The sequence below is a fragment of the Candidatus Sulfotelmatobacter sp. genome (assembly GCA_036500765.1).
Lineage (GTDB): Bacteria > Acidobacteriota > Terriglobia > Terriglobales > Acidobacteriaceae > Sulfotelmatobacter.
In genome coordinates, this window is sequence record DASYBM010000016.1 from 636467 (window position 1) to 660228 (window position 23762).

The following is a 23762-nucleotide window of genomic DNA, read 5'->3' on the forward strand; positions in this document are numbered from 1 at the left end:
AGCAACGGCCCGGATCCGTTTTGACACCGTCTGAGACCGGCTGTTAACATCAAGACTCACCGGCATCTCTCTGCCATCGTCCCCGTCGTCTAGCCTGGCCTAGGACATCGCCCTTTCACGGCGGTAACACGGGTTCAAATCCCGTCGGGGACGCCAAACTTCTCAACAACTTGCAAATCCCCTCCAGAATTTTGTATGTCCGTTAACGTCCGATAAGCCTTGGTGCTTGGTTTTTCTTCGTTTTTGTCGAGCAACAAGCTCACAACCCGGCTCTGCGCATCTCGCTTGGTTTGCGTGATCGCTTGCGCGTAGATGTTCAGCGTGACCGAGATGTTTGCGTGCCGCATGAGTTCTTGCACAACCTTCACGTCCTCCCCGTTGCCTTTGAGGAGCGTCGCGTACGTGTGTCGGAATGTGTGCCAACCGAAATGGCCCACGATTCCGATTTCTTTGGCCGCCGGTTCCAAGTGCGCCTTGTAGAGCGAACCTGGCCAGTACGGCAGTTTGCCTCCACTGTGTGGACTAGCGAATACCCAGTCCTCGTCAATGGGGTACGGACTTTGAGTTCGCCAGCTCCACAGAACCTTAGCCAATCGCGAGTCGAGGGGAACCGGTTTACGGGAGGCTTCGGTCTTGCAGTCGCCAACGTGTTGCATGACGATCGAGCGGATGACATGGATCTCCATTTTCTTGAGATCGATGTCTTTCCACTTGAGGCCAGCAACTCTCCAACCCGAAGGCCCGTGAACGCGGCGAGGAATACCATCGTGCGCGTAGGCTCCTTCAGGATGCGAAGCAGCGCCGCAATCTGTTCGATGGATAGCACGATGGGCATCCGGGTCCGCTTGGCGCTCTGACGCACCATGCGGATGGGATTTAGATCAAGCCATTCCCACCTGACAGCGTGATTGAAAACCGCGCTCATGATATTTCGAGCTTTGGCTTTGCTTCCGTTTGCGTACAACAACGAACGAAGCCACTGCTCCACAGCGACTGCCTTAACCTCGGTGACGCGATAGCTTCCCCAGCGAGGCAGAATCCACTTGTTGAAATAGCCCTCGTAGGTAACCTGCGTCTTCCGTGTTTTGCTGCAATTCGGCCCCAGTTCCTTTTCCCGGTAGTGTTCGATGAGCGTTTGAACACTGATCGGAGTCAAACTGGTGCGCGGACTCTCAGCGTTGATGTCTGCCCGAAGTGCGGCAACGGCCTTTTGTGCCGAAGCCTCGTTCGGGTACTGCTCGACAGTACCAACGATCAGACAGCGTCGCTTGCGAGTGCCATCTGCCTGGAGTTCGTACCACCGATACTCCCAAGCGTTCCGGCCGCGGGCACGCTTCACGATCCGAAGGCTGCCTTGCTGAAATCTCGTCCGTCTCATCACGATCCTCCGTGGTTAGGGACGGTACGGATAGCTGCCTAACTTTAACCGCAAATCAACCCACGCGTCGAGATCAGATGTGCGGAAGCGCCACAATTTTCCGATCCGCATGGCGCGTATCTCGCCCTTGCGAGCGAGACGCTGAAGTGTCTTCGGATGAATTTGCAGCAATGCTGCGGCTTCGCGTGAATCGAGAAATCTCTCGAAATGAGGAACAGGCTGGGTGACTGGTACCGCTTCGTGCATCTCGCTCATATGACCCCACAGTAGAGAGTCGAGACGTGGCTGGAATCAAAGACAGGTCTGGAAACCGAATTCCATGTTCGGCTCTATCCGATCGACTTCGAACTCCTTCACTACTCGGCTGGCGTTAGTCTTCGCGTCATGGGCGGACGAGAACAATATTCGTATAGAAACCGTACAAGACGCATTTGTTGCTTCCACTCCGAAGAATCTTTTTTCTTTTTGACTTCGGAGCCCAGTGGCGTCGCACGCAGTGCGGCCGATCCTTTCGTGTTGACCGATGGCGATCAGGAAGAGCCGATTCCAGCAAGAGACTACGCTGCTGAGCTTGGCTGGAACACAGAGTTTGATCTTGATTCCACTGACGAACCACCGCGGATGCGCGTCCTCGCCTACCAAGACGATCTCGATAGGACGGCCAAAAAGATCACCACTACAGCGCGGACCTCGATTGAGGAATCCGGTGCGAACATGCTTTATTTGTGCTTCGGATTCCTGGAGTGGAAAGACTCGGAGACGGTCCCGGCGTCACATGCGCCCCTTCTAATTATGCCGGTCACGATTGAACGGGAGAAAGCACCGCGAAATCAGGGATGGGTTTACCAAATCCAATATTCCGGTGAAGACCTCACGACTAACTTGTCTCTTGTTGAAAAAATGAAGCGGGACTTTGGCGTGGCCCTGCCCTACCTTCGCGAGGAGGATAGCCCATCGTCTTATGCTCATGCTGTTCGCGAAGCAATTTCTAGTAGGCCAGGGTGGCAGGTCAAGAATATCCTGACGCTTGCGCTCCTGAGTTTTGGGAAGCTTCTGATGTTCCTCGATCTTGACCCTGCGCGGTGGCCAGCCAAAGCGAGGATTACAGATCATTCGGTCATCAAGAACCTATTTGAGGGTATTAAGGCATCAACTTTAACGTTTCCTGAAGAATATCCAATCGATGATGAGGATCTGAAGCTGCCGGTTCCGCGATTGTTCTATGACGCGGACAGTTCGCAACACAGCGCGTTGATCGACGCTCTCAATGGCAATAATTTGGTTATTGAGGGACCACCAGGAACTGGAAAATCCCAGAGCATCACGAATCTGATCGCTGCCGCGCTTCTGAAGGGGAAGTCGGTACTCTTCATTGCAGAAAAGTTGGCTGCGCTGGAGGTCGTCTACCGGCGTCTCGACGCAATTGGCTTGGGCCTGTTTTGCTTAGAATTGCATAGTCACAAGACGCAGAAACGTGAGCTGCTAAACGGCCTTGAACGACGATTGACCGCGCGTAACACTTTTGCGGGTGCTCCGAATCTGGAATACAAGCTGAGTCAGGCCAAGGAAACGAGAGCCCAACTCAATAAGTACGTTCGCCTGCTGAATCTACCGCACCCGCAGTTTGGAAGCACAACTTTTGAGATCATATGGGCCAGACATCGCGCAGCGATGGCCCTTTCCGGCGATGTTCCCGATCTCGATTCGTTGATGATTCGAGACGAGGAGCGACTTAGCCGTCCTGCCTATGAGCGCGGCAAGCACGCCACGGATCTTTTCGCGGTTATGACCAACGAGATGTTCCAGAAGTGGCCCGTGCTAAAAGAACATCCCTGGTATGGCGTCGAGTCGGCAGACATCGGATATCCAGAACAAGCCGACCTACTGAGACTGATCCGGAGTGGCAATGATTTGGCGGAGTCCTGCGCGGATGCCGTCGCGAAGCTCCAAGCGCGCGGATTCGTAGTTGCCGGGACTCTGGGAGATTTGGAGTGGTGTCGATCAATTGAGGCGAGCCTTTCTCCTAGCAGCCCAAATCCTACCTTTGCTCTCCTACCCGAACTCCATTCAGATAGTTCGCGCCGGTTCATTGGCGCCTTCTGCGACCAGATATCAAGCTGGCACAAGATTAGGGTTCAGATTTCACAGTTGGCGGACCTAAGTACGGCCACCCAAGGCTATCCTTCTTCTCTCCACGAACTCTCTTGCTTAGTGGATGGGAATGATATCGGGGAGCTGTCCAAGGCGGATATAAATGTCCACGCCGCAAGTGTCAAAGAGCTACTTGATCAGATTCCTCACGCATTAACTCTGTCGTCTTGGGCTCATGCTACTCTCTCACCGGCAGTTTCTAGCAGCCGCGAAGGCTCCGACTTGCTTCTTGAAGCATTCAGAGCGTTCGCCACGGCTCCCGATGGGGAAATCAACTACCGGCACCCCGCGCTTCAGCGTGAATACTCACCCAGTGTGATCAGGTTGGCCCAAGAGAAAGCTGCCGACATCTGCGCCAGAAACACGAAGCTCAGAGAACAGTTTGAACTGAGCAACCTTCCTTCATCTGACGAGCTGCACAATCATGCAGCGAACCTCTTGGATAGCAATGTTGTTAGCCGCTTGTTTCGAAAGGATTGTCGAAATGCGAAGCGAGCCTTCCGCAGGATGCTGAAAACGCCCAACAGCGTTCGCCTCTCGGAGGTCGTCTCAGGACTCAGGGAGTTGGCTGAATACAAAGATCGGCTGAGCGCTTTCAATGCCGACGTGCGTTTCAGCGAAGTTGCAGGGCTTCATTATGACAGTATCAACAGTCCGTGGCCGGCCCTTCTGCGCGTGGCGGAATGGCTTTCCGGAGCAGCTCTCAGTCTAGGCTCGGCGGGCAAAGACTTTCTGAACGTTCTTGCCACGATGCCGACCGCCGATTTTCGAGCTTTGCGCCGGCAGATCGAAGGGAGGAGCCAGGAGATCGACGCTCTGACAACTGTTTGCGATCTCGCCAAGCCGACAACGGATGCCCTGCCGCCATCTATGAGGTCTTCGTGGGACGGTTCTCTGGAAGACTTCGAGGCTGATCTCCAAGGGGTCGCCCGTAAACTGTCCCATTTGTCCACCCTGGCAGCCCAAAGCGGAATTAAGAATCTTCTCAAGTTGGCTCATGCTGGAAGGCTGCATGATCTATGCCGTGACGATAGCGTGCATGTTGCTGAGTCTGATCGTCTAACCAACGAGCTTGGGTTAGGGAAGGTCTGCGAAGGTCCGGACACAAACGTCGACGCAATAAGACAAGCCTTGGACTTCGCAGCTGATATTGACGCCAGCGGCCTTCCGCCCGCTGTTTGCCGCTGGTTACTGCAAGATTTCGACACGAATTCTCCGTTGCTTCGTAGTGAGCTGAACAGCTACATAGACTCGATGTCGGAACTTCAGCGAACACTGCTGTCCATGACGAAAATTGCCAGGCTGGATGTCGTGGGGTTTTGGGGTTGTCAGACGATCTACGAAGTTCCGTTTACGGCAGTGGCTGCTCGCTTGGTACGGGCACTGCATGCCCCGGATGACCTCCCGATGTTCGTCGACTGGCTACGCTCCTGGGACGAGTGCTCGGTCGCAACGTTGCCTGCGGTGCCTCGTTTGGTTCTCAGCAATGCGGTGACGACTGACGGGCTGCCCCGAGTCTACGAGTATCTTTTTTACAGCTCCCTAGCCACCAGTTGCATTAATGCTCATGCCGATTTGATGTTATTCAAAGGATTAGCTCACGAGAATGTAAGGGCTCGGTTTGCTGGTCTTGATCGCGAGATCATGTCTCTCAATGCCAAATACGCGGCATCTGTTCTAGACGCCCGTTCCGTACCAATGGGAACTCGATCTGGACCGGTAGCACAATGGACTGATCTTTCGCTGATCGATCACGAGCTAGCGAAACAGAAACGTCATGTGCCAATACGGCAGCTCGTGAACCGTGCGGGAGATGCTTTAAAGGCACTTAAGCCGTGTTTCATGATGAGTCCTTTGTCGGTTGCTCAGTACCTAGAACCGGGCAGGCTAGTTTTTGATCTCGTCGTCATGGATGAAGCATCCCAACTCAAGCCGAGGATGCCCTCGGCGCAATTGCACGGGGAGGGCAATTGGTTGTTGTTGGAGATCCGAAGCAGCTTCCCCCGACCACGTTCTTCGAACGAGTAATGGAAGACGGGGACGGGACCGACGATGATCTCACCGCTGCTGAGGATGCTGAGAGCATTCTCGATGTCGCCACGTCGGTGTACCAGTCGATCAGGCGGTTGCGTTGGCATTACCGTTCAAGACATCACAGCCTAATAGAGTTTTCGAACCACGAGTTTTACAAGAACCTAGTCGTGTTTCCGTCAGCATATTCGGATCATCCGGAATTAGGAGTGAAGCTCATCGAAGTCCCAGATGGACGATTCGTAAATCGCAGGAATGTTGCCGAAGCACAGAGAGTCGTTCGAGCTGCTGTCGAACATATGCGCGTACACCCTCAAGAGAGCCTCGGAATCGTCGCATTAAATTTTGAACAACGTGAACTGATAGACGACTTGCTTGACCAGGAAATCATGAACGACCCTCACGCTGAGGCGTTCGTATTGGAGTGGCGGGACAAGTCGGAACCGTTGTTCGTCAAGAACTTGGAAAATGTGCAAGGCGATGAGCGCGACGTGGTTTTCATTTCGACCACGTACGGACCGAATGAGCAAGGCAAGCAGTTTCAGAGGTTCGGGCCTATCAACGGACCACAGGGGCATCGGCGACTGAATGTTCTGTTCACCCGCGCCAAGAAACGCGTCGAGGTGTTCTCCTCGCTACAAGCTAACAACATCATGACGGACGGTGCTTCTTGGGGTGTGAAGGTACTCCGGCAATACTTAGAATTTGCTAAGAGCGGCACAATTCCCGAGATGCCGGGCTCGGGCGGCGAACCTGATAGCGATTTCGAGATTTCCGTTGGCTACATTCTCAAGTCGGCTGGGTACGACATCGTGCCCCAGGTGGGAGTCGCAGGATTTTCCATCGACATCGGCGTCAGAGACTCGGCCACCCCAGGCCGATTCTTGGCAGGAATCGAGTGTGATGGGGCAGCTTATCACTCAGCGAAGTCAGCGCGCGATCGCGATCGGCTACGTCAGGAGATCCTTGAGAGTCACGGCTGGAAAATCTATCGAATCTGGTCAACAGACTGGTTTAAGAACAAACGGCATGAGGAGACTCGACTGTTGCAGTTTCTATCTGCCGCCCGACTGGAATCGGCTCGTGCCTGAGCCTACACCCGGCCACGCGCTCCAATGTACAGTTGGACAACTTACGCAATATGCGTAATAATATACGCAATATGCGTAACTCGTCCGTACTGACGGCTTTGTTCCCACAGGTGCGACAAGGTGTGCTCGCGGCCACGCTTACGCAGCCAGAGAAGTGGTGGTATTTGTCGGAACTCGCCGATCGCCTCGGGACCACCCCATCCAGCCTTCAGCGCGAGCTGTCGTCGCTCGTGGCGAGCGGAATATTGGCGCACCGCCGTGAGGGAACCCGAACCTACTTCAAAGCGGAAACTAGTTCGCCTGTATTCCGGGAACTGCAGCAACTTTTCGAGAAGACTGCAGGATTGGTTCCAATTGTGCGGCAGATTCTTGAGCCGTTCGGCGATACGATCCAATCTGCCTTTGTCTACGGTTCGGTGGCGCGAAACCGTGAACATGCAACGAGTGACGTGGATTTGATGGTTATAGGCAAAGCGGGTCTCGCAGACCTGTCCCCAGCACTGCGCAAGGCGGAACAGCGCCTTGGGAGGGAAGTGAACGCCACGGTATATTCTTCCGAAGAGTTTCGGGAGAAAGTAAAATCACGCGATCATTTCCTTACTGCGATCCTGCGGGGTAGGAAGCAGTTTGTGAGAGGAGGTCAGAGTGACTTGGACGAAATTGTTGGCAGATAAAGATGCCCAGAAACACAAAACATCCAAGAAGGAACTGGACAATATGCGCGCCCTGATCGCCCGGGACCTCGCAGACGCGAGCCTTGCCGGCCTTTCGGCAGACCGGAAGTTCGCAACTGCCTACAACGCTGCACTCCAAGCCGCAAACATGGCCATCGCGTGTGCAGGGTATCGTATCGTAAGCAAGGTCGGACATCACCGCGTATCGTTTGAAAGCGTAAAGCTTGTATTGGGTAAGCCTGCTGACAAGTACGCCGATTATTTTGAGACCTGTCGCCGGAAGAGAAATACCATCGACTACACCTTCTCCAACGTAGCGACTGAGACCGAAGCGAAGGAACTTCTTGCCCAGGCGTTCCAGTTTTGTGGCGAGGTAGAAGATTGGATTGCGAAAAATCACCCTTCGCTTAAGAAGTAGAAAACGGCCACGGTTTGATACCAAGCCCCCCGCGACACAGAAATAAGTCCTTTCCCGTGCTACCATTCGCGTAAATCTTACGCTTGGCGGTCAGATTACATGCGATCTGCGCAATACATTCGTTTGCTGGCCATTCTCCTACTCGTTGGTTCGGCGTGTCTTTTCGCGAGCTCCGCGACTATCCGTATCAGCGAATCGGAGATGAGTGCTGTCATCTCGGAAACGGAAATCTCACTCGCAGTGCCCGTTTTGAACGAGTCTGGATCGGTCGTCTCAGGGATTCTCTACGTTGAGCTGCTTGATCCTAAAGACGCAGTCGTCGCATCATCCCGCACCGTTAATAGCGAGCTGTTCCAACCCGGCCGCAACTTAATTAACCGGAATCTGCCGCGACCGGCTGTCCCGACGGTCTCTGAGAACGACCCGGTGCTCTGGTACCGAGTGCGGTACCGTCTCCAAGTGAACAGCAAGCAGGTCGCTAACGGAATCGTTGCCCTCGGGACTATTTCCCCCGAGATGTTCGAACTCCGTATCGCGCACGCCGACAAAGCCGTACCTGGCCAGGCATATCGCGTCCGGGTTCACGCAGCCAATCCCGTTACGCGGAAGCCGGTGAGCGGAGTGGAGGTTCGAGGCAAACTGGACTTCGACTCGGCTGACAAATCTGCGGCAATCGCGCACTCTACGAACTCATCTGGCGATGCGGTTCTTCTGTTCCGAATCCCAGGAAGTGTGACTGACGGGGGCTCAGTCAACGTTGAGGCTCGGAAACGCGACCAAACGCGGAAAGAGGATTTCGACTTCGATCTCGACCCGCGCGCCCGAATCATTATCAATACCGACAAGCTTCTCTATCAGCCAGGGCAGTCGCTGCACGCTCGTGCCCTCGTACTTAGTGTCGATAAGCACGCCATCGCAAACGAGGACGCCGAGTTCAAGCTGGTTGACCCCGACTCAAACACTGTATTCAGCACCACCGCTAAAACTAACGAATTCGGCATCGCCAACATCGACTGGGATCTGCCCGACTCCACCGAACTCGGTCCATATGGGCTCCAGGTTTCACTCTCAAACAGCGATCGTTACGGCAGCGCTCAAGAGATGACGAACGTTCGCGTCAGCCGGTACGATCTCCCTAACTTTACCGTTGCTGCCAAGCCGGACCGCTCCTACTATTTGCCGGGTCAAAGCGCATCAATTGAGGTATCTGCTAAGTACCTGTTCGGCAAGGACCTGACCCGCGGTCCAGTGAAGCTGGTCCGCGAAGAGCAGGGTCATTGGGATTCGACCCAGCACAAGTGGGTAGTTGATGAGGCCGATCATCAGTCAGGCGAACTCGACCATTTCGGGAGGGCGACATTCACACTTGACTTTGCGAAGCTACACGAGGAACTCGCGGAGGAGACGTACAGACGCTTCAAAGACCTCAACTACGCGGCGTATGTCACAGATCCCAGCACTGGCAAGACCGAGCAGCGTCGCTTTCAGGTCCGCCTCAGTCATCAACAGATCCACGTCTATGTTTCGGGCATGAACGTCAGCGGAGATCGGGCCGCCTTTTACCTCTCCACTTACTATCCGGACGGCACGCCCGCGGAGTGTCATGTCAACGTCAGCGAGGACCGAAACCGCTACAGCAACTATCGCGAGGAACGTTCATCCGGCATCCGGGATTTCCTTCGTACCGTGAAAACTAACCGATACGGCGTCGCCAAGGTTTCCGATCTACAGCTCCTGACTGGAGGTGACGACAACTCTAACCAGAACACCGGCTATCAGTTGGTTTTCGACGTGCGCGACAACAGCGGACACACCGTTTCGTATGACGAAGTGTTCTGGAGTGACTCCGACCGGTTGATCCAGGTCACAACCGACAAGTCTCTGTATCAGGCCAATGATCAAATGGTCGTCTCTGTTCGCGCCTCCAGCACTCTCTCGGGGCACGTCATCGTCGACCTCTCCCGCGATGGAGCTGTCCTCTGGTCTGGTCGGATAGGTCTGCATAATCATCGAGGGTTCACGGTTGTCCCGTACCAGCCCGAGTTCAAGGGAGAGTTGATCCTCGCAGCGTATTCGCTGGAAACGGACAGTGAGGAGCGCTACGAGATCCCCTCCGGCGCGAGGGCCGTTCTGTTTCCCAGTCCGTCAACCCTGACCGTAAAAGTCAAAACGGACCGCACAACGTACAAGCCAGGAGAGGACGTAAGTGCCGCGCTCAATGTTAGCCTTCCCTCTGGGGCGACTTCCGCCAGCGCCTTGGGAGTTGTGGTAGTGGACAAAGCGGTAGAAGAACGAATTCGTACGGACCAGGAATTCGGGGAGGGGCACTACGGTTTCTGGGACTGGAGTTGGTGGTATCCACCCGAGTCCGTTGGAGGAATCACATTTAAGGACCTTGACGGGCTTGACCTCTCAAAGCCACTGCCTGACGATATGGACCTTGTCGCCGAGATGCTCTTGCAGGGCCGCGGCTACTACTGGGTCGGCTTACCAGAAATCGAAGGTTACAAATACGGATACGAAACCCGCTCACTCTTCTCTGAGAAGATGCGGAGTGAACTTGAACCAGTCCGCAAAGTTCTTCTCGACGAAGATGTGATCGGATGGAAGTTTGCCACGAACACCGATGAACTGGCGTCCGTTCTTCGAAAAGGGGGCCTCGACCCTGGAAGCATCGTCGATCCTTGGGGTACTCCGTATCGCTACAATTTCGGCATCGACTACCGTAATCGCACGCTCAATGTCGTGTCCGCCGGTCCTGACAAGCAGTCGGGTACGGCAGATGACATTGATGTCCTTACCGTGAGCTGGCCATACTTCCAGCCTTTCGGAAAGATCATTGACCGCGTTGTAAAAGAGACGTACGCATCCTCGGGCGCATACATCCGCGATCGTGATGCTCTCAGCGCCGCTGTACTCTCGCGTGGACTCGACCTCAAAACACTTCGCGACCCCTGGGGCAACCCTTACCAGTTCACATTCCAAGTCAGCGGCTCGATCTATCAAATTATTGTCCGCAGCTCTGGACACAACATTCCGCGAGATCTCTACGAACCGTTTGCTATCTGGACCAGCGCCATCGACTATTTTGAGCAGGCGCGTGCGAAGGTCGATTCGGGGCTTTACGGTCTCTCTCGTTCGAGTGGATCGTTCCCTCAAGACGACGAGACGTTCGACAAAGCGATGATGGACAGTGGCGTCAACTTCCGCCAACTGGTGGACCCCTGGGGACATCCTTATTACGTCAAGTACAGCGTCGAGTCGGAATACGGCGACGCGACCCGGATTACCTATCAGGCTGACGCAAGAATCCAAACGGGCACTCCCGTGACGCGAAAGCTCGCTTGGATTCGCATCATGAGTCCTGGTCCAGACGGCAAGGCGAACACTCTAGACGACTTTCCCGTTGCCAGCTTCTCCCGTGACATTGCCGAGCAGAGCGGCAAGGACCTGATCCCTCAATCCGTTACTTCTGAGCCGTTGAGCGGAAACACCGGTGCCATGAACGGGGTTGTGACAGACGCGACTGGTGCCGTCATTGGCGGCGCTACCGTAGTCGCGACGCTGCGGCAGACCGGCCAGAAGTTCTCTGCGACCACTGGTGCGGACGGTGCGTACGTCATTCGCAACATTCCGCCTGGCACTTATGACATGAGTATTTCCGCTCCTGGATTTCGAGCGACCCAGATACGCACCGTGCCAGTTCATTCAACGAGCATGACGGCTGTAAATGTCATGCTCAACGTTGGCTCGGTGTCTGAGACAGTAGAGGTTTCAGCGGCGGTCGCCAACGTTGAGACAACGAGCGCATCCGTGGCGGTAAGCAAGTCTGCCGAAGGAACCAAGGTTCAGGTTCACGAAGAGACATTTACGCCGAGGCTGCGTGACTACTTTCCCGAGACCCTGTTCTGGTCGCCTTCCGTAATTACCGATGCCAGCGGCCATGCCAAGTTGAAGTTCAAGCTCGCCGACAACATCACCACATGGAAGATGACCGTGCTGGCTTCGACAAAGACGGGCGAGATCGGGGTAGCCGACAGCGAAATCCAAGCCTTCCAACCGTTCTTTCTTGAGCATGATCCGCCTAAGGTCCTCACCATCGGTGATGTCATCGACCTTCCGGTCGTAGTGCGAAATTACCTTCCGCAGGCACAGCAACTCAGCGTCGAACTGAAGCCGGCCAGTTGGTTCTCTTTGGAACAGCCTGGCAAACAAGAGATTTCAGTGGATGCTGGCGAATCCAGGACTGCCACATTCCCATTCCGTGCGATCGCCACAGTGAAGGCCGGCAAACAGCAGGTCTACGCTGCGAATCGCACTACCGGCGACGCTATCGAGAAGTCAGTTACCGTTCATCCCAATGGTTTGGAGCAAAGCTCAACTGTGGCCAGCATTCTCCGCGGTGACTCCACACTCTCGCTGAACATCGCGCCCGATGTTATTCCCGGAAGTGTGCGCTCCAGATTGAAAATCTATCCCAACCTGCTGGCTCAGGTCACGGAGAGCATCGAAGCCGGATTGGAGCGTCCCTACGGTTGCGGTGAGCAGACGTTGTCTTCGACATATCCGAGTGTGATGTTGTTGAAGTACTACAAGGCCTCCGGTAGGACGAATGCTCCATTGCAGGCGAAGGCCAGCCGCTATGTGAGCCTCGGTTACCACCGTTTGCTCAACTATCGCGAGGCCGACGGCGGGTTCAGTTATTGGGGTCACGGCTCGCCGGATGCGGCACTCACTGCCTATGCCGTGCGGTTTCTATCGGATGTCTCAGAGTTCACCGATGTTGATCGCGAGATCATCCACCGTGCTGAGAAATGGCTCATTGGGCAGCAGGCGAAAGATGGCCACTGGCAACCACGGTACGGATACGATGACAGCGGGCTCACCGCGTACATTGCCGTTACAGTGGCGCAATCGGAAAAGCGTGCCCAGGAACCACTGAAGAAGTCTCTCTACGAATCGGTTTCACGTGCACTCGCCTATTTGTCCGATCCTCATCGTGATCTCAGTGAACCGTATGCCCTTGCAGAGTTCGCCATCGCGACTTATCAGTTCGGCGATAAACAACAATCGTCCGCCGCGGTTGCGAAACTCGTCAAACTAGCTGCCCCAGAACACGGTGGGATGTACTGGGCTCTCGCGCACAACACTCCGTTTTACGGCTGGGGACATGCGGGCCGCGTCGAGAGTACCGCGATGACCGTCTTATCGCTCGCGACCATCGATCCAACTCCTGACAACCGCAGGTTGGTTGACGCGGGCACGCTGTGGCTACTGCAACAGAAGGATCGTTACGGGGTCTGGTACTCGGGTCAGGCGACTGTCGATGTTCTATCTGCACTACTTAAAGGAATCGATACGAGCGCTCTTAGAAACCCCGACGCTAGACTCGCGGCTGCAGTCAATGGCAAGGCTGTGTCGCTCACTGGAGCGTGGTCTCCGACCTCAGACGCCCCAGCAATTATTGATATTTCGGAGATGATTCAGCCGGGCGATAACACGATAGTCGTCCAGAACGGAAGTACGCTTTCTTCCGCCAGTGTTCAGGTTGTCGCCGATTACTATGTCCCGTGGGCCGGAACCGCTGTCACCGAGGCTACTCGTCCCGGCGATTCTGATGCCCTCCGTCTCGCGGTCAGATTCGATAAGACGGAAGCTCACGCTGGAGAGGAGGTTCGTTGTTCTATCGACGCCGAGCGAATCGGAAGCCGTGGATGGGGCATGATGATTGCTGAAATTGGCCTACCACCTGGTGCCGACGTTGATCGCCGGGTGTTGGACGATGTAGTCAACAACTCGGGATGGACTGTGTCGCATTATGATGTTCTGCCCGACCGTCTCGTACTTTATCTTTGGCCAAACGCCGGAGGCACCAAGCTCACCTTCGCGTTCCGTCCTCGATACGGGCTAAAAGCCCGAACTGCTCCCTCGATTCTGTATGACTACTACAACCCCGAGGCGCTGGTCGCCCTGCCACCAGCTGATTTCAACGTTAAGCCGAGTCCACAGTCAGAACCGGGGAAGACCGTAGCAGCAGAATAGGAATCTCTCGCAGCCCGGAGTGCCCCTAGCCACCGGGTACGCTTCGTGCCTTTGCTTTCCCTGTCAGCAATGAACTAATTTCGTCATAGTGCCATGGTCGGAAGTCATGTGTGTCGACGCCGACATCCAGTGACAGCGAAGTGGGCGATTCTGGCAATCGCCCATGGGAGTGTCCATAAAGATGCCAAGAGCCGTGATGGGAACCGTTCCATACGCGCATGGCATAGTGGCAGAGCACGATGGGTTGGCCATGTATGGAGATTTCTGCGAGGTTGTTGAGCCAAGAAAAATCCTCGCTCAACTTGCGAGCTTCTTTGTCGTGATTGCCGGGCACCGCAAAAATCTTCTTGCAGCGAATCTTCCTCCGGTGCTCCAGAACGAGTGACTTGCTTCCAATGCAGAAATCTCCGAGGAAATAGAGAACGTCGCTCGCCTTTACCGATGCATTCAATCGCTCAATGATTGCCTCGTCCATCTCCGCGACGTTTGCGAACGGACGATTGCAGTAACGGATGATGTTGCGGTGTCCAAAATGAAAATCTGCTGTGAACCATGTGTCCGGCATAGATCCCTTGAACTCTGTGGCGATGCAATCGTGCCCTCAATGGCGCTTTGTCCGCTCGCGCTGAGCGGCTTGAGATGCGTCGTCGGGAGCGCTCAGCCGCTGTTGCGACTGATCTGCGTTCCCGGTCTCGGGCGCGGGTTGCCTCCAGTTGGCAAACCACGTCCCTAAGGCGAAACCCAAGGCTACGGCAGCACTGGTAACGACAGGCAGCCAAATCGCCCACACCTGTTTTTCCAGCCTAACAAGGAAATCGTCCATCTGTTGTGCTCTAGTAGCCATGCTCCGCAGAAGCGAGTCGTTGGCGCTCCTGGTTCTGGCAATCACCCCAACGTCAGGGTGGGCTACCTCTCGCAGCACGTTCAGCAATTGCTTTTGAACGGAGTTCATCTCAGTACAGGACTGGCCAAGAGCGCTGGCAGTATCCGGCAGACCGGACTGCTGGAAGCACTGTCGCAGGCTCTCACCCAGCAACTTCGCAATTCGTGGCGGGTCTAACCCTGTTTCCAATTCCTTCGGCAATTGAGCGAGGCGCGATTCGAGTCGTGATGCGTACTCTTCCATCCGCTTCTCGACTGTACCGGCTTGCGACGCCGAGGCTTCCAGAATCTTTCGCAGCTGCTTGCGTTCTGCGGCGATTTCCGCGGGCGTTTCTCGCGTAAGCAGTGCGAGAATGCCCATTGCTTCCAGTATCCTGAGCATCTCATCGTTTGGACTGAGTGTGCGCGTGTGCGCGATGACCCTGTAGTATTCGGCCTGTCGTTCAGCGGGCACCAGTCCTGCCAGTTCATCGAACAGCGTCTGGCCTTCGGGTTCGGTACCCGCCAAACTCAGGACCTGCTGATCCGTGTTCATGGCAGGAACACCTCCTTCGCCCGGTCGAATTCGGAAAAGAGACGCCGCCGATAGCTTTCGGCGCGCATCACGATCGACGCACGCTTTAGTTCGTGGACCGAGTTCTGCCTCGTGGCTACCTGTCCGAGTCGTACGCCGTGCTGCCGCGCCGGATTTTCCAACTCGGCCAAGCGAAATTCCACACGGATTACCATCGGTGAGAGAGCTTCTCGGAAACGGAGCGCTTGCTCAGCCGAGTCCCAATAGCTGAAGTCCGCTTGGGGACTCGTTGCATTCTGGACGACAAGATACTGGGCGCGATCCTGCAGACGATTTGCCCAGGCGAGGACGCTTTCAACACTCGCCGGATCTGGCGTGATAACGCCTACGGCAGTAAAGCGCGCACCTGTGGCAGAAACGTCTTCATACATGGCGTCGAACCAGTCGCTCGCCACTTGCCCCGAACCGGCTCCCATGTCGGCGAGGATGATCGCCGCGCCGGATTCGAGATGATCCACGAACGCGTCGAGGCCGGCTGGCGTGTGAATATTCACCTTAGCTACTGACCCGTTGAAGAAATGTTTGAGCGATCCCCGTGCCTTGTTTTCCGTATCGAGGTCGAGCAGCGTGAACGAAATCTCATTGGCTTCGAACCACTCAGCCAGGGTGACCATCAGGCCAGTCTTGCCAACTCCGCCTTTGCCGCCCATGGTAAAAACGACTCGTTTCTTCTTTGGTTGGGTGTTCATCGCGATCCTCCTTGGCCGATGAGTTTCAACGGCTCGCTCTCTTCGAAGTGAAAGTGCTTGGATTTTGCCTTGTGCTCGACTGGCTTTGCTTTAAGCGCCGCAATTCGGGAGGCAACGTCTTCGGGATTCATGCGGGCGGTCACGGACGATTGCGGTTCGAGCGGTGGCAGTTCGTACTGCACCTGCTTTCGGTGTTTTGCGCGAACCTTGATGAACGAGTGAATCGTGCTGACTGCTACGTCAAGGCCGACGCGTTCGCGGAGAATGCGCACGATATCGCGATAGGTGCAGCCCTTGCGTCGCAGTTGGCGAATCAGTTCGCGGTGGGTTTCGAGTTTGGAGCGAGGCGGTTTCTGCGGGATCGCTTCCAGCAGAGAAAGAAGTGTAGGGTCCATGATTTTCAGGCTCCTTGGCACCTGGCCATCACAGTCCGTTAACAGTCCGATAACCCGTCTCTACAGTCCGATAAGTGCCCTAGAGCGCTATCCGTACCGTTTAATTTCAATCAGTTAAGAACTCTAGGACGACTTTCACGGCGGTAACACGGGTTCAAATCCCGTCGGGGACGCCAACCTGATCAACAATTTGCGGAATTGCCGGTTTTGGCGCACTACGGGTTACGCTACGGTTTAGCTGCTGAATCACTCCACGATGAGCGTTGCGCTTCCTTCCGACATTGCGCGGAGAGCACATGCGTATCGGCGTTTTTGGCTCAGGACTCATGGGCAGCAAGCTCGGTACCCTGTTTGCGAGAGCTAGCCATGAAGTGATCTTCAGGTTCGCGCCTCTTTCCGCAGCGGTCCTCCTATGCGAGAGCGCTCTGAATCTTGCTCACGTCCCCGGCTTTGACGCCTTCGCCGAAAGCCACAAGACGGCCGGGTTCACACGTTCGGGATAAATCGTAAGCATCTCATCGTAGAGTTCGAGCGCGGTCTTGGTGTGGGAAGCAATGTTGTCGAAATCGCGAATGTATTTTCGCGTCGCTTCGATGTTGTTTGGCGTATCAGGCGCGTCCGGCCTCTTGTGTCCCGCTATGGCGGCTACCGGCCTGAGTGACTCAATCGTATCGAGGGCTGCGATCCACTCTTTACGGCCTTCGGCGTCCGATTCGCCCAAGTGGAGATGGACATCGTTGTAGAGCGCATCGCCGCAAACGGCCAGCCCAATCGAAGGGACGTGAAGGCATGTCGTGCTGTCGGTATCGGTATGCCCGAGAGAGACACTGACAAGCTGTTCTCCTTCCAGTTCGAGAACCCCGCCCTTGAGTTCGTCTGCGATCACAAGGGTTGAATCTAGTTGCCCCGGAAACCGCGGTTGCCAATATGATTCAACTACCGCAGCCGATGCCTGCTTTCGCATGACATCAATGACTTCTTTCCTCGCGACGAACCTAGCCCCTGCAAATGCTTTCTGAATTGTGTGTACTCCAAAGAAGTGATCGCCGTGGCCGTGGGTTGCGTAGATTGCCGTCAAATTCTTGCCGCTGGCCACGATCCAATCGACAAGTTTCTGGTTTTGATCGACCGTGATTGCCGTGTCCACCAGAACTGCATCGCGCTCGCCGGAAATGAGCGTTGAAGAGATAGGCGACCACTTCATCTCCGTCGTCCTGGGCGCAAGGTTATCCGTGACTACCGGAATTTGGACACTGACAAAAACTTCCCACCGCAGTCGATTCGTCATCACTCCTCCTCAATGTTTCGGCGCGCCGAGAGTACCAAGCATCTCAGGCCAATCCTTCTCGAATTCGGCGTCGCTTTGCAGTCCGCGCTCCAACACGGCTCCTACACGCCTCTGGGCCGCGGGCCAGCCGAGTGCTGTCCCAAATGATGTGAAGGCGGCCAGGAGTCGATCGAACGACGGCAAGGAGACCTCATTGACGAGACGTTTTGCCGCTGCGAGAGCGGGCCGATCGAAGGAGCCGATCCGGCGCGCAAGGCCATCGACGAAGCCGTCCAGCTCGGCGTCCGGCAATGATCGGTTCACATAGCCATATCGTTCCGCTATCTCGCCGTCAAAGTCGTTGGCACCCAGGACGATTTCAAGCGCCCGCCCACGTCCCACCAGATGGGGAAGGCGTTCTGTTCCGCCGCCACCAGGATGCAGCCCGACTCCGAGTTCGGGGTGGCCGAGTTTCAGGTTCTCGCGCGAGGCGAAGCGCATATCGCATGCAAGAACGAACTCGCTGCTGACGCCACGCACGCAACCCCTGATCTTGGCGAGACTGACGACCGGCACTTTCGTGAGGCGTACGAACGTGTCCATCAAGATAGGCAAGCCGGAGGGCCCGATCCCCGTCATGACATTGCCAAGGTTGCCGGTCAGATCGAAATGCGACAGATAAAAGTCGGGAAGCGCGCTCTCGAATACAACCACCCGCAGCGTCTCGCTCGTCTCCATTCGGACAAGAAGGAACTGGAGTGCCCGGAAGACATCCCCATCGACGACATTGAAGGGCGGATAATCGAACACCGCTCTCCAATAGCCGGGCGTTTCCTCGATCACGCGTATCGGCGTCGTATTGGACTTGGCCATTTTTCATCCTCCTTTAAGCTTCGAGCGAGCGGGACGGGTCTGTGATCTTCTTTGCTTCGTAAGAGCGCATGCGCGCTAGCGCATCGTCGGAGATGCACAATCTCATGAAGAGATTTCGCTCAAGCGCAAGGCCTTCGGCGAGAGGGGTATCGATCGCAGTGCGGACGAGACGATTGCCCACCTGTCACGAATGCTGCCTCCATGGTTGCGAAGCGACTCCAGCGCTGTATGCCCCCGTGCGCCTGAAGAACGTTCTGAAGTAAATCTGATGACATATCGTTTTGAGCTCTCTTTCAGGCGTGCGGTGGCCTCAATCCTGTAACCGTTCAGCCGGACTCGATGTTCTCAAGTGACAGCAACCTACCTGAACGGTTACCGGGAATTGCTGCAGGCAATATTCCACGCCCGACGTTTTTAGGCCGCCGCCGTAGCTTCTTGAACGGCTTTTGCTGCGGTACGGATTACGTCGAGGACGCGTTGCGGTTGGGAGAGCATCGGCACATGGCTGCTGTCGAGCTCGTACACGGTGGCGCCCATGCGCTTGGCGAAAAAGCGCTCCAGATCGGGATTAACCGTGTGGTCTTTCTTACCGACGATGTACCAGCTGGGCTTTGACTTCCAGGCAGTTCCTCCCGCCTTCGCGTCAAACAGGTCGGGTGTCGGAACACCTTGTGTCGCCCAAACGAGCTGCTGCTCCTGCTCCGAAAGGTCTCCGCAGAAAAACTTTGTGCCCTCCCGACGCAGCCAGATACGACCATCCACGACATCTATCTGAGAGAAAACGTCAGTCGTCGGGAATTTAGACTGCTGCGTCTGCGAACTCTCGTCCGCGTCCGGAGCAAGCGCGCAGATGTAAACCAGACCGACAACGCGATCGTCCGTTCCAGCGCCGGTGATGACAGTTCCGCCGTAGGAGTGGCCGACAAGAATGACCGGGTTGCTGACCCGCCCGATTGTTGCTTTCGTTAAGGCAACGTCCTCGGCCGTTGAGTTGAGGCCGTATTGCGCCGCGATGCACTCATAGTCTTCAGTCTGCAGGGGACCGATTAACTTGCTGAAGCACGAGCCGTCAGCCCAGAGCCCGTGGCAAAATACGATGCTGGGTTTGGTTTGCATAGGTTTCATTTTGTTCTCCTTTTCAGTGCTTTGATTCAAGCGTGCCGTGCTAGATTTTTTGGTATGGAATGTGTTTCGGCCCGCGGCTAATTCAACTGCGGATCGCCCTTATTTCTTTCCGAGGGTTGCGTCTTCGATCACCTGAGCGACTTCTTTGGGATGAGACAGCATAGCGACATGGCTCGATGGCAGGACCGTAGTCGCGGCGTTCATCTGCTTCGCCATGCTCTTCTCGTGCTCCGGCGCAATCATGCGATCGTTGCTGGAAACGACGTACCACGTGGGCTTGCTATGCCAGGCAGCCGCTGTGGGCTTCGCACCGAAGATCGCGCCCGCGGTCTGGGGCTGAACCGCCAGAACGAGTGCCTTTTCGTCCTTGGTCAAGTCCTGAGCGAATGCGGTCTCAATACCTTCTGGCGTCAGCAGGATGAAACCATCATTCAGCGGCTTGACCATGGTTAGACCGGGAGGTGGCGGGAAAGGCTTGCTGATCTCCGTGATGTTTTGATTTGCATCTGGGGCAAACGCCGCGACATATACCAGGCCGGCTACCTTAGTGTCGTTTCCTGCCTCGGTGATTACGACTCCACCATAGGAATGGCCGACCAGGATCACTGGCCCATCTTCGGCGGCGATCGCACGCTTCGTTGCGGCGACATCGTCAGCGAACGAAGTAAGCGGGATCGCGACCGAAGTAACGTGATAGCCCTTCGCCTGAAGCAAGGGAATGACCTTCGACCAACTGGAGCCGTCAGCAAAGGCCCCATGGACGAGGACGATATTCTTTACTGGCGCACTTTGTGCCATAAGAGATCCGGCGATCAATAGAATTACGATTGAAACGACCACGAGAATGCTTTTCAGAAAATCACGCATAAATTTCTCCTCCATGGCAAGAGCGTAGGGGATATCACCGAACTCCATCTTGCTCGTTCTTGCTTTTTTTGCCGTTTATTGCCCGCAGAATGAACGCAAGGACTGACAGGCTGGCCCAGAGTCGGCTGTGAGGGAGTAGTGTGGTGGTCAGCAAACTAGATTCTCTTGGTCAGACAAGGAGACTTATGAATGACGATCAGAAAGGGCAGAACAGTTCTAGCCCAATAACTGGAGCCTTGAGTCGGCGGAAATTTATGAGTGTCGCTGCGGCTTCCGGAGTCGCATTAAGTTCACTTGGCTCGGCGGAGGAGAATGGGCGAATGACGGAAGAAATCAAGAAGGAAAAGATACGGCGCGCGATGCTTGCGGGTCCCTCCCAAGTCACGGCCGACGCAACCGTCGGTGAGATGGACCATCTAGGAAATCTGAGCGTCCTTCGAGCTGGCACCAATAATTGGGTGTGCGTTCCCGGAGACCAAAACATCATCGGAAAAGTCGATATGGCGCTGGATCCGATGGGTATGGTTTGGTTCAAGGATCTTCTCGCGAGAAAGCCAAAACCGACCAATACTTCGCCGGGCCTGATCTATATGTTGAACGGAGCGACGCAAAGGAGTTTCACGGACCCGTTTGACACGACAAGCCCTGCGATTCCGATCGGTCCGCATTGGATGATCCTTTGGCCGTTCGACGCGAAAGTGACCGGCCTCGGCACGGTCATGCGAGACGCAGGAACGATGGTGATGTTCGCTGGAACGCCCTACGCGCACTTGCATATTTGCGGTTCACCATGGGATGGAAACGAATACCGTTCAGGCGATCGAGGAGTCTGGACAATGCGGTACGAGCGCGTGCAATGAACGCTCATGATTCATCGAGGGACTATTTCCTCATAGCAGGAACCCATCCTTCTCGCTGTTCAGACTGTGATGTGGGGCGACGGCTTGAAGTGAAGCAGGGAGCCATCGCATGAATAATCTGAGCAAAAGTGTGCGGATCTTTTCGCTCGTTTGTGGAATCAAACGCGGTTTGAACCGGACGGATCCGGTGGAAAATTGTTTTCGAAATCTTTAGACAGATGTATATTTTGTGTGCGATTTGGCGCCGCTTGGCTTTCGATCATTTAGTGGATTTCGTCCGAACAACTTTCTTCGAAAGCTTTGGAACGGAGCAGATTCAGAATGGAGTTTTTGATGGCGACTTCAGGAAATTCTGCAAGTGCGTACGGCGCGCAGATGGCGAAATACTTCACAATGAACCAACCGCCGCATGTGGCTATCGATTCCTTGGACTCGGTTGTCCGGCCACAATTGGCGATGACGCGTTTGATCGCACGCAGTGGAATCCCGGAACGGACAGCCTCAATTCCATCGGAACGAGCTTACGTTGTTTCAGTTCATCTGAATCCAGCAGGCAAGGGTGACTGGGAACTGTGGACGGATGGAAAACACATCAAGACCGGCCCATGGCCGACGGGCGGAGTTGCGATGTGCGATCTGGAATCAGATTCGAGCATCCGAAACCCGGGTGCAATCGACTGGGTTCATTTCCACGTTCCACGAACGACACTGGATGCATTCACCGACGATCAAGGAGTGTCCCGAGTTAGACGGCTCTTTTGCGTTTACGGAACTCCGGATCCGACCTTGTATCACTTGACGCAGTCAATCGTGCCATCCCTCAAAACACCGGAAATATTCTCTCGGCTGTTCATGGATTATTTTACGTTGACGATTACTTCTCACCTCGTCGGGCGTTACGGCGGTACCACTGGACCGGTGGAGCGTTTTGAGGGCGGTTTGGCCCCGTGGCAAAAACGGCGTGTCGTAGAGCTGATTCACGCGCATTTGGATGGCGAAGTGAAGTTGGGGGCTCTTGCCGATGAATGCAGACTCTCCGTCAGCCATTTTGCACGGTCATTCAAGAAATCGTTTGGAATGTCCGCGCATCGATATTTGATTCTGCAACGCGTCGAGATCGCGAAGGGCCTCATTTCCCAAACGCAGAATTCCTTGGCGGAAATCGCACTGCTGGCAGGATTCTCGGACCAATCCAAGCTATGTAGGACTTTTGCGAGTGTGGTTGGCGCGCCTCCAGGAAAATGGAAGCGGGAAAATTCGGGACGCAAAGGGCCCTTGGAAATATTCGAAGGAGATCTCGGCCAAGCGTGCGATTAATGCGATTGGCTTGCGCGGGTTTCAAGTTCCAGGCATCATGGCTCGTGGTCACGGGTAATCGGGAAGCGATTCCCGGCCAGAAGTTGAGTTCTGTCAAGTTGAACGCATTGTGTTCGAATGACGGGCAACCCGTCGCCTCCTAACGGGGCTCAACTTCAGGTTAGCCGACGATACGGCCAAAACCTCGAAAATGAAAGCGGAAGATTCGAATTGCGCTTCTTTGGACTCGCGTCCTTGCCCCCGGCAGCGCGCGTCACGTTGAATGATTCGTGCCCAAGCCGGATAGGGATGGTGTTCACCGAAGCGCCTCTTGGTGAAGAGTGTCGGCGTAGCTCTTGCAGAAAGATGTAAAGCTCTGCGCTTTTCGACGCCAGTCTTTAAAGCAGAAGAAGTGCGCACGCTTCGGGTTACTGCTTTCCTGTCTGCGAAAGAGCAGTTTCAATGCAGCGCAAGGCGATTTCAGCGACGCGCCGCAATTCTGCCCTCGTTGCCCCGTTGGCGGCTTGAACGCCAAGGCCTGCTATTACCGAAGCGAGGTATCGGCCAAAGTCTGCGGGTTGGATTTCTCCAGGGAAATCGCCTTCAGATTGCGCCTGTTGCAGTCGCTTCTTCAAAGCCGCTTCACCGCTCCTTCTCCAGTGGATAATTGCTTGTTTTACAGGTTCCGCATCTGTGCCACATGCCAGTGCCCCTTGGACCGAAAGGCAGCCCCGAGGATTGCCAGGTGTCGAGAGGAACTCCGCGGTTCCATAGATCACCCTGGCTACGACTTCCCGCAGCGACGGCAGAGCGAGAGCCTGGCTGATATAACTCATCCGTTCTTCGCGGTAGCGCTCCATGACCCTGTGGAAGAGTGATTCCTTATCGCCAAATGCGGCATACATGCTGGAACGATTGATTCCCATGGCTTTTGTCAGGTCGGCCATGGTCGCGCCTTCGTAGCTCTTCTCCCAAAAGACTCGCATCGCAGCTTCGAGCGCGGCGTCTTCATCAAAGCCGCGAGGCCGCCCCATCTTCACTTCCACGGGCATTGAGGTATTCATAAACGTTTGACGCATTTCTGGAACGAAAGGTTGAAAAATATGAACCCATTTCGCATCGCGCACATCTGAAACGACAGGTCCATAA

At 55.2% G+C, this 23762-nt stretch carries 16 protein-coding genes and 1 tRNA gene; 7 read left to right on the forward strand and 10 right to left on the reverse strand.

Annotation, left to right across the window (positions count from 1 at the left end; genetic code table 11):
- The first annotated feature begins 78 nt into the window (after positions 1 to 78).
- Positions 79 to 156: transfer RNA gene (locus VGM18_19820), tRNA-Glu, on the forward strand.
- Here VGM18_19820 and VGM18_19825 read toward each other — a convergent pair.
- The gene (locus VGM18_19825; protein HEY3975261.1) at positions 135 to 821 is read right to left on the reverse strand and encodes a site-specific integrase; all 687 of its coding nucleotides are present in this window, start codon (positions 819 to 821) and stop codon (positions 135 to 137) included. The genes VGM18_19820 and VGM18_19825 overlap by 22 nt on opposite strands.
- A gap of 1022 nt (positions 822 to 1843) precedes the next feature.
- Here VGM18_19825 and VGM18_19830 point away from each other — a divergent pair.
- The 5 genes from VGM18_19830 to VGM18_19850 all read left to right on the forward strand — a co-directional run bounded on the left by VGM18_19830 (position 1844) and on the right by VGM18_19850 (position 13785).
- Entirely contained in the window at positions 1844 to 5557 is a 3714-nt protein-coding gene (locus VGM18_19830) for a DUF4011 domain-containing protein (protein HEY3975262.1), read from the forward strand.
- Positions 5557 to 6651 carry an AAA domain-containing protein gene (locus VGM18_19835; GenBank protein ID HEY3975263.1) on the forward strand — a complete coding sequence of 365 codons (1095 nt, stop codon included), beginning with the start codon at positions 5557 to 5559 and terminating at the stop codon, positions 6649 to 6651. Before VGM18_19830 ends, VGM18_19835 begins: the two co-directional genes overlap by 1 nt.
- Before the next feature lie 50 nt (positions 6652 to 6701).
- Positions 6702 to 7325, forward strand: coding sequence for a nucleotidyltransferase domain-containing protein (locus tag VGM18_19840; GenBank protein ID HEY3975264.1), 624 nt, complete (start codon positions 6702 to 6704; stop codon positions 7323 to 7325).
- Positions 7297 to 7743, forward strand: coding sequence for an SAV_6107 family HEPN domain-containing protein (locus VGM18_19845; protein ID HEY3975265.1), 447 nt, complete (start codon positions 7297 to 7299; stop codon positions 7741 to 7743). The genes VGM18_19840 and VGM18_19845 overlap by 29 nt, the downstream gene beginning before the upstream one ends.
- A gap of 240 nt (positions 7744 to 7983) precedes the next feature.
- Positions 7984 to 13785, forward strand: coding sequence for an alpha-2-macroglobulin family protein (locus tag VGM18_19850; GenBank protein ID HEY3975266.1), 5802 nt, complete (start codon positions 7984 to 7986; stop codon positions 13783 to 13785).
- Between the two features lie 25 nt (positions 13786 to 13810).
- Here VGM18_19850 and VGM18_19855 read toward each other — a convergent pair whose 3' ends face one another.
- From VGM18_19855 to VGM18_19890, 8 genes are all read right to left on the reverse strand, one after another.
- A complete protein-coding gene (locus tag VGM18_19855) occupies positions 13811 to 14350 on the reverse strand; it encodes a metallophosphoesterase (protein HEY3975267.1) in 540 nt (179 codons plus the stop codon).
- Positions 14351 to 14386: 36 nt separating this feature from the next.
- Positions 14387 to 15202: a hypothetical protein gene (locus VGM18_19860; protein ID HEY3975268.1), complete on the reverse strand. Its 816-nt coding sequence runs from the start codon at positions 15200 to 15202 to the stop codon at positions 14387 to 14389.
- Positions 15199 to 15930, reverse strand: coding sequence for a hypothetical protein (locus VGM18_19865; protein ID HEY3975269.1), 732 nt, complete (start codon positions 15928 to 15930; stop codon positions 15199 to 15201). The genes VGM18_19860 and VGM18_19865 overlap by 4 nt, the downstream gene beginning before the upstream one ends.
- Entirely contained in the window at positions 15927 to 16325 is a 399-nt protein-coding gene (locus VGM18_19870) for a hypothetical protein (protein ID HEY3975270.1), read from the reverse strand. The genes VGM18_19865 and VGM18_19870 overlap by 4 nt, the downstream gene beginning before the upstream one ends.
- 436 nt (positions 16326 to 16761) lie before the next feature.
- On the reverse strand, positions 16762 to 17613 hold the full coding sequence (locus tag VGM18_19875) for an MBL fold metallo-hydrolase (GenBank protein ID HEY3975271.1): 852 nt from the start codon (positions 17611 to 17613) through the stop codon (positions 16762 to 16764).
- A gap of 9 nt (positions 17614 to 17622) precedes the next feature.
- Positions 17623 to 18465 (reverse strand): enoyl-CoA hydratase/isomerase family protein, encoded by an 843-nt coding sequence (locus VGM18_19880; protein HEY3975272.1) that lies wholly within the window; start codon positions 18463 to 18465, stop codon positions 17623 to 17625.
- Positions 18466 to 18879: 414 nt separating this feature from the next.
- On the reverse strand, positions 18880 to 19620 hold the full coding sequence (locus VGM18_19885; protein ID HEY3975273.1) for an alpha/beta hydrolase: 741 nt from the start codon (positions 19618 to 19620) through the stop codon (positions 18880 to 18882).
- 69 nt (positions 19621 to 19689) lie between these two features.
- Entirely contained in the window at positions 19690 to 20457 is a 768-nt protein-coding gene (locus tag VGM18_19890; protein HEY3975274.1) for an alpha/beta hydrolase, read from the reverse strand.
- 140 nt (positions 20458 to 20597) lie between these two features.
- On the opposite strand from VGM18_19890, the gene VGM18_19895 reads away from it, so the two are divergent.
- Positions 20598 to 21317, forward strand: coding sequence for a hypothetical protein (locus VGM18_19895; GenBank protein HEY3975275.1), 720 nt, complete (start codon positions 20598 to 20600; stop codon positions 21315 to 21317).
- A gap of 1724 nt (positions 21318 to 23041) precedes the next feature.
- Here VGM18_19895 and VGM18_19900 read toward each other — a convergent pair.
- Positions 23042 to 23740 (reverse strand): helix-turn-helix domain-containing protein, encoded by a 699-nt coding sequence (locus VGM18_19900; GenBank protein HEY3975276.1) that lies wholly within the window; start codon positions 23738 to 23740, stop codon positions 23042 to 23044.
- Positions 23741 to 23762: the final 22 nt, after the last annotated feature.

Bases quoted from the DNA above. Each gene is read 5' to 3' on its own strand.
- VGM18_19835 (HEY3975263.1), top strand. From the start codon at position 5,557: ATGGAAGACGGGGACGGGACCGACGATGATCTCACCGCTGCTGAGGAT.
- VGM18_19840 (HEY3975264.1), top strand. From the start codon at position 6,702: ATGCGTAATAATATACGCAATATGCGTAACTCGTCCGTACTGACGGCT.
- VGM18_19855 (HEY3975267.1), bottom strand. From the start codon at position 14,350: ATGCCGGACACATGGTTCACAGCAGATTTTCATTTTGGACACCGCAAC.
- VGM18_19860 (HEY3975268.1), bottom strand. From the start codon at position 15,202: ATGAACACGGATCAGCAGGTCCTGAGTTTGGCGGGTACCGAACCCGAA.
- VGM18_19865 (HEY3975269.1), bottom strand. From the start codon at position 15,930: ATGAACACCCAACCAAAGAAGAAACGAGTCGTTTTTACCATGGGCGGC.
- VGM18_19870 (HEY3975270.1), bottom strand. From the start codon at position 16,325: ATGGACCCTACACTTCTTTCTCTGCTGGAAGCGATCCCGCAGAAACCG.
- VGM18_19875 (HEY3975271.1), bottom strand. From the start codon at position 17,613: ATGACGAATCGACTGCGGTGGGAAGTTTTTGTCAGTGTCCAAATTCCG.
- VGM18_19880 (HEY3975272.1), bottom strand. From the start codon at position 18,465: ATGGCCAAGTCCAATACGACGCCGATACGCGTGATCGAGGAAACGCCC.
- VGM18_19890 (HEY3975274.1), bottom strand. From the start codon at position 20,457: ATGCGTGATTTTCTGAAAAGCATTCTCGTGGTCGTTTCAATCGTAATT.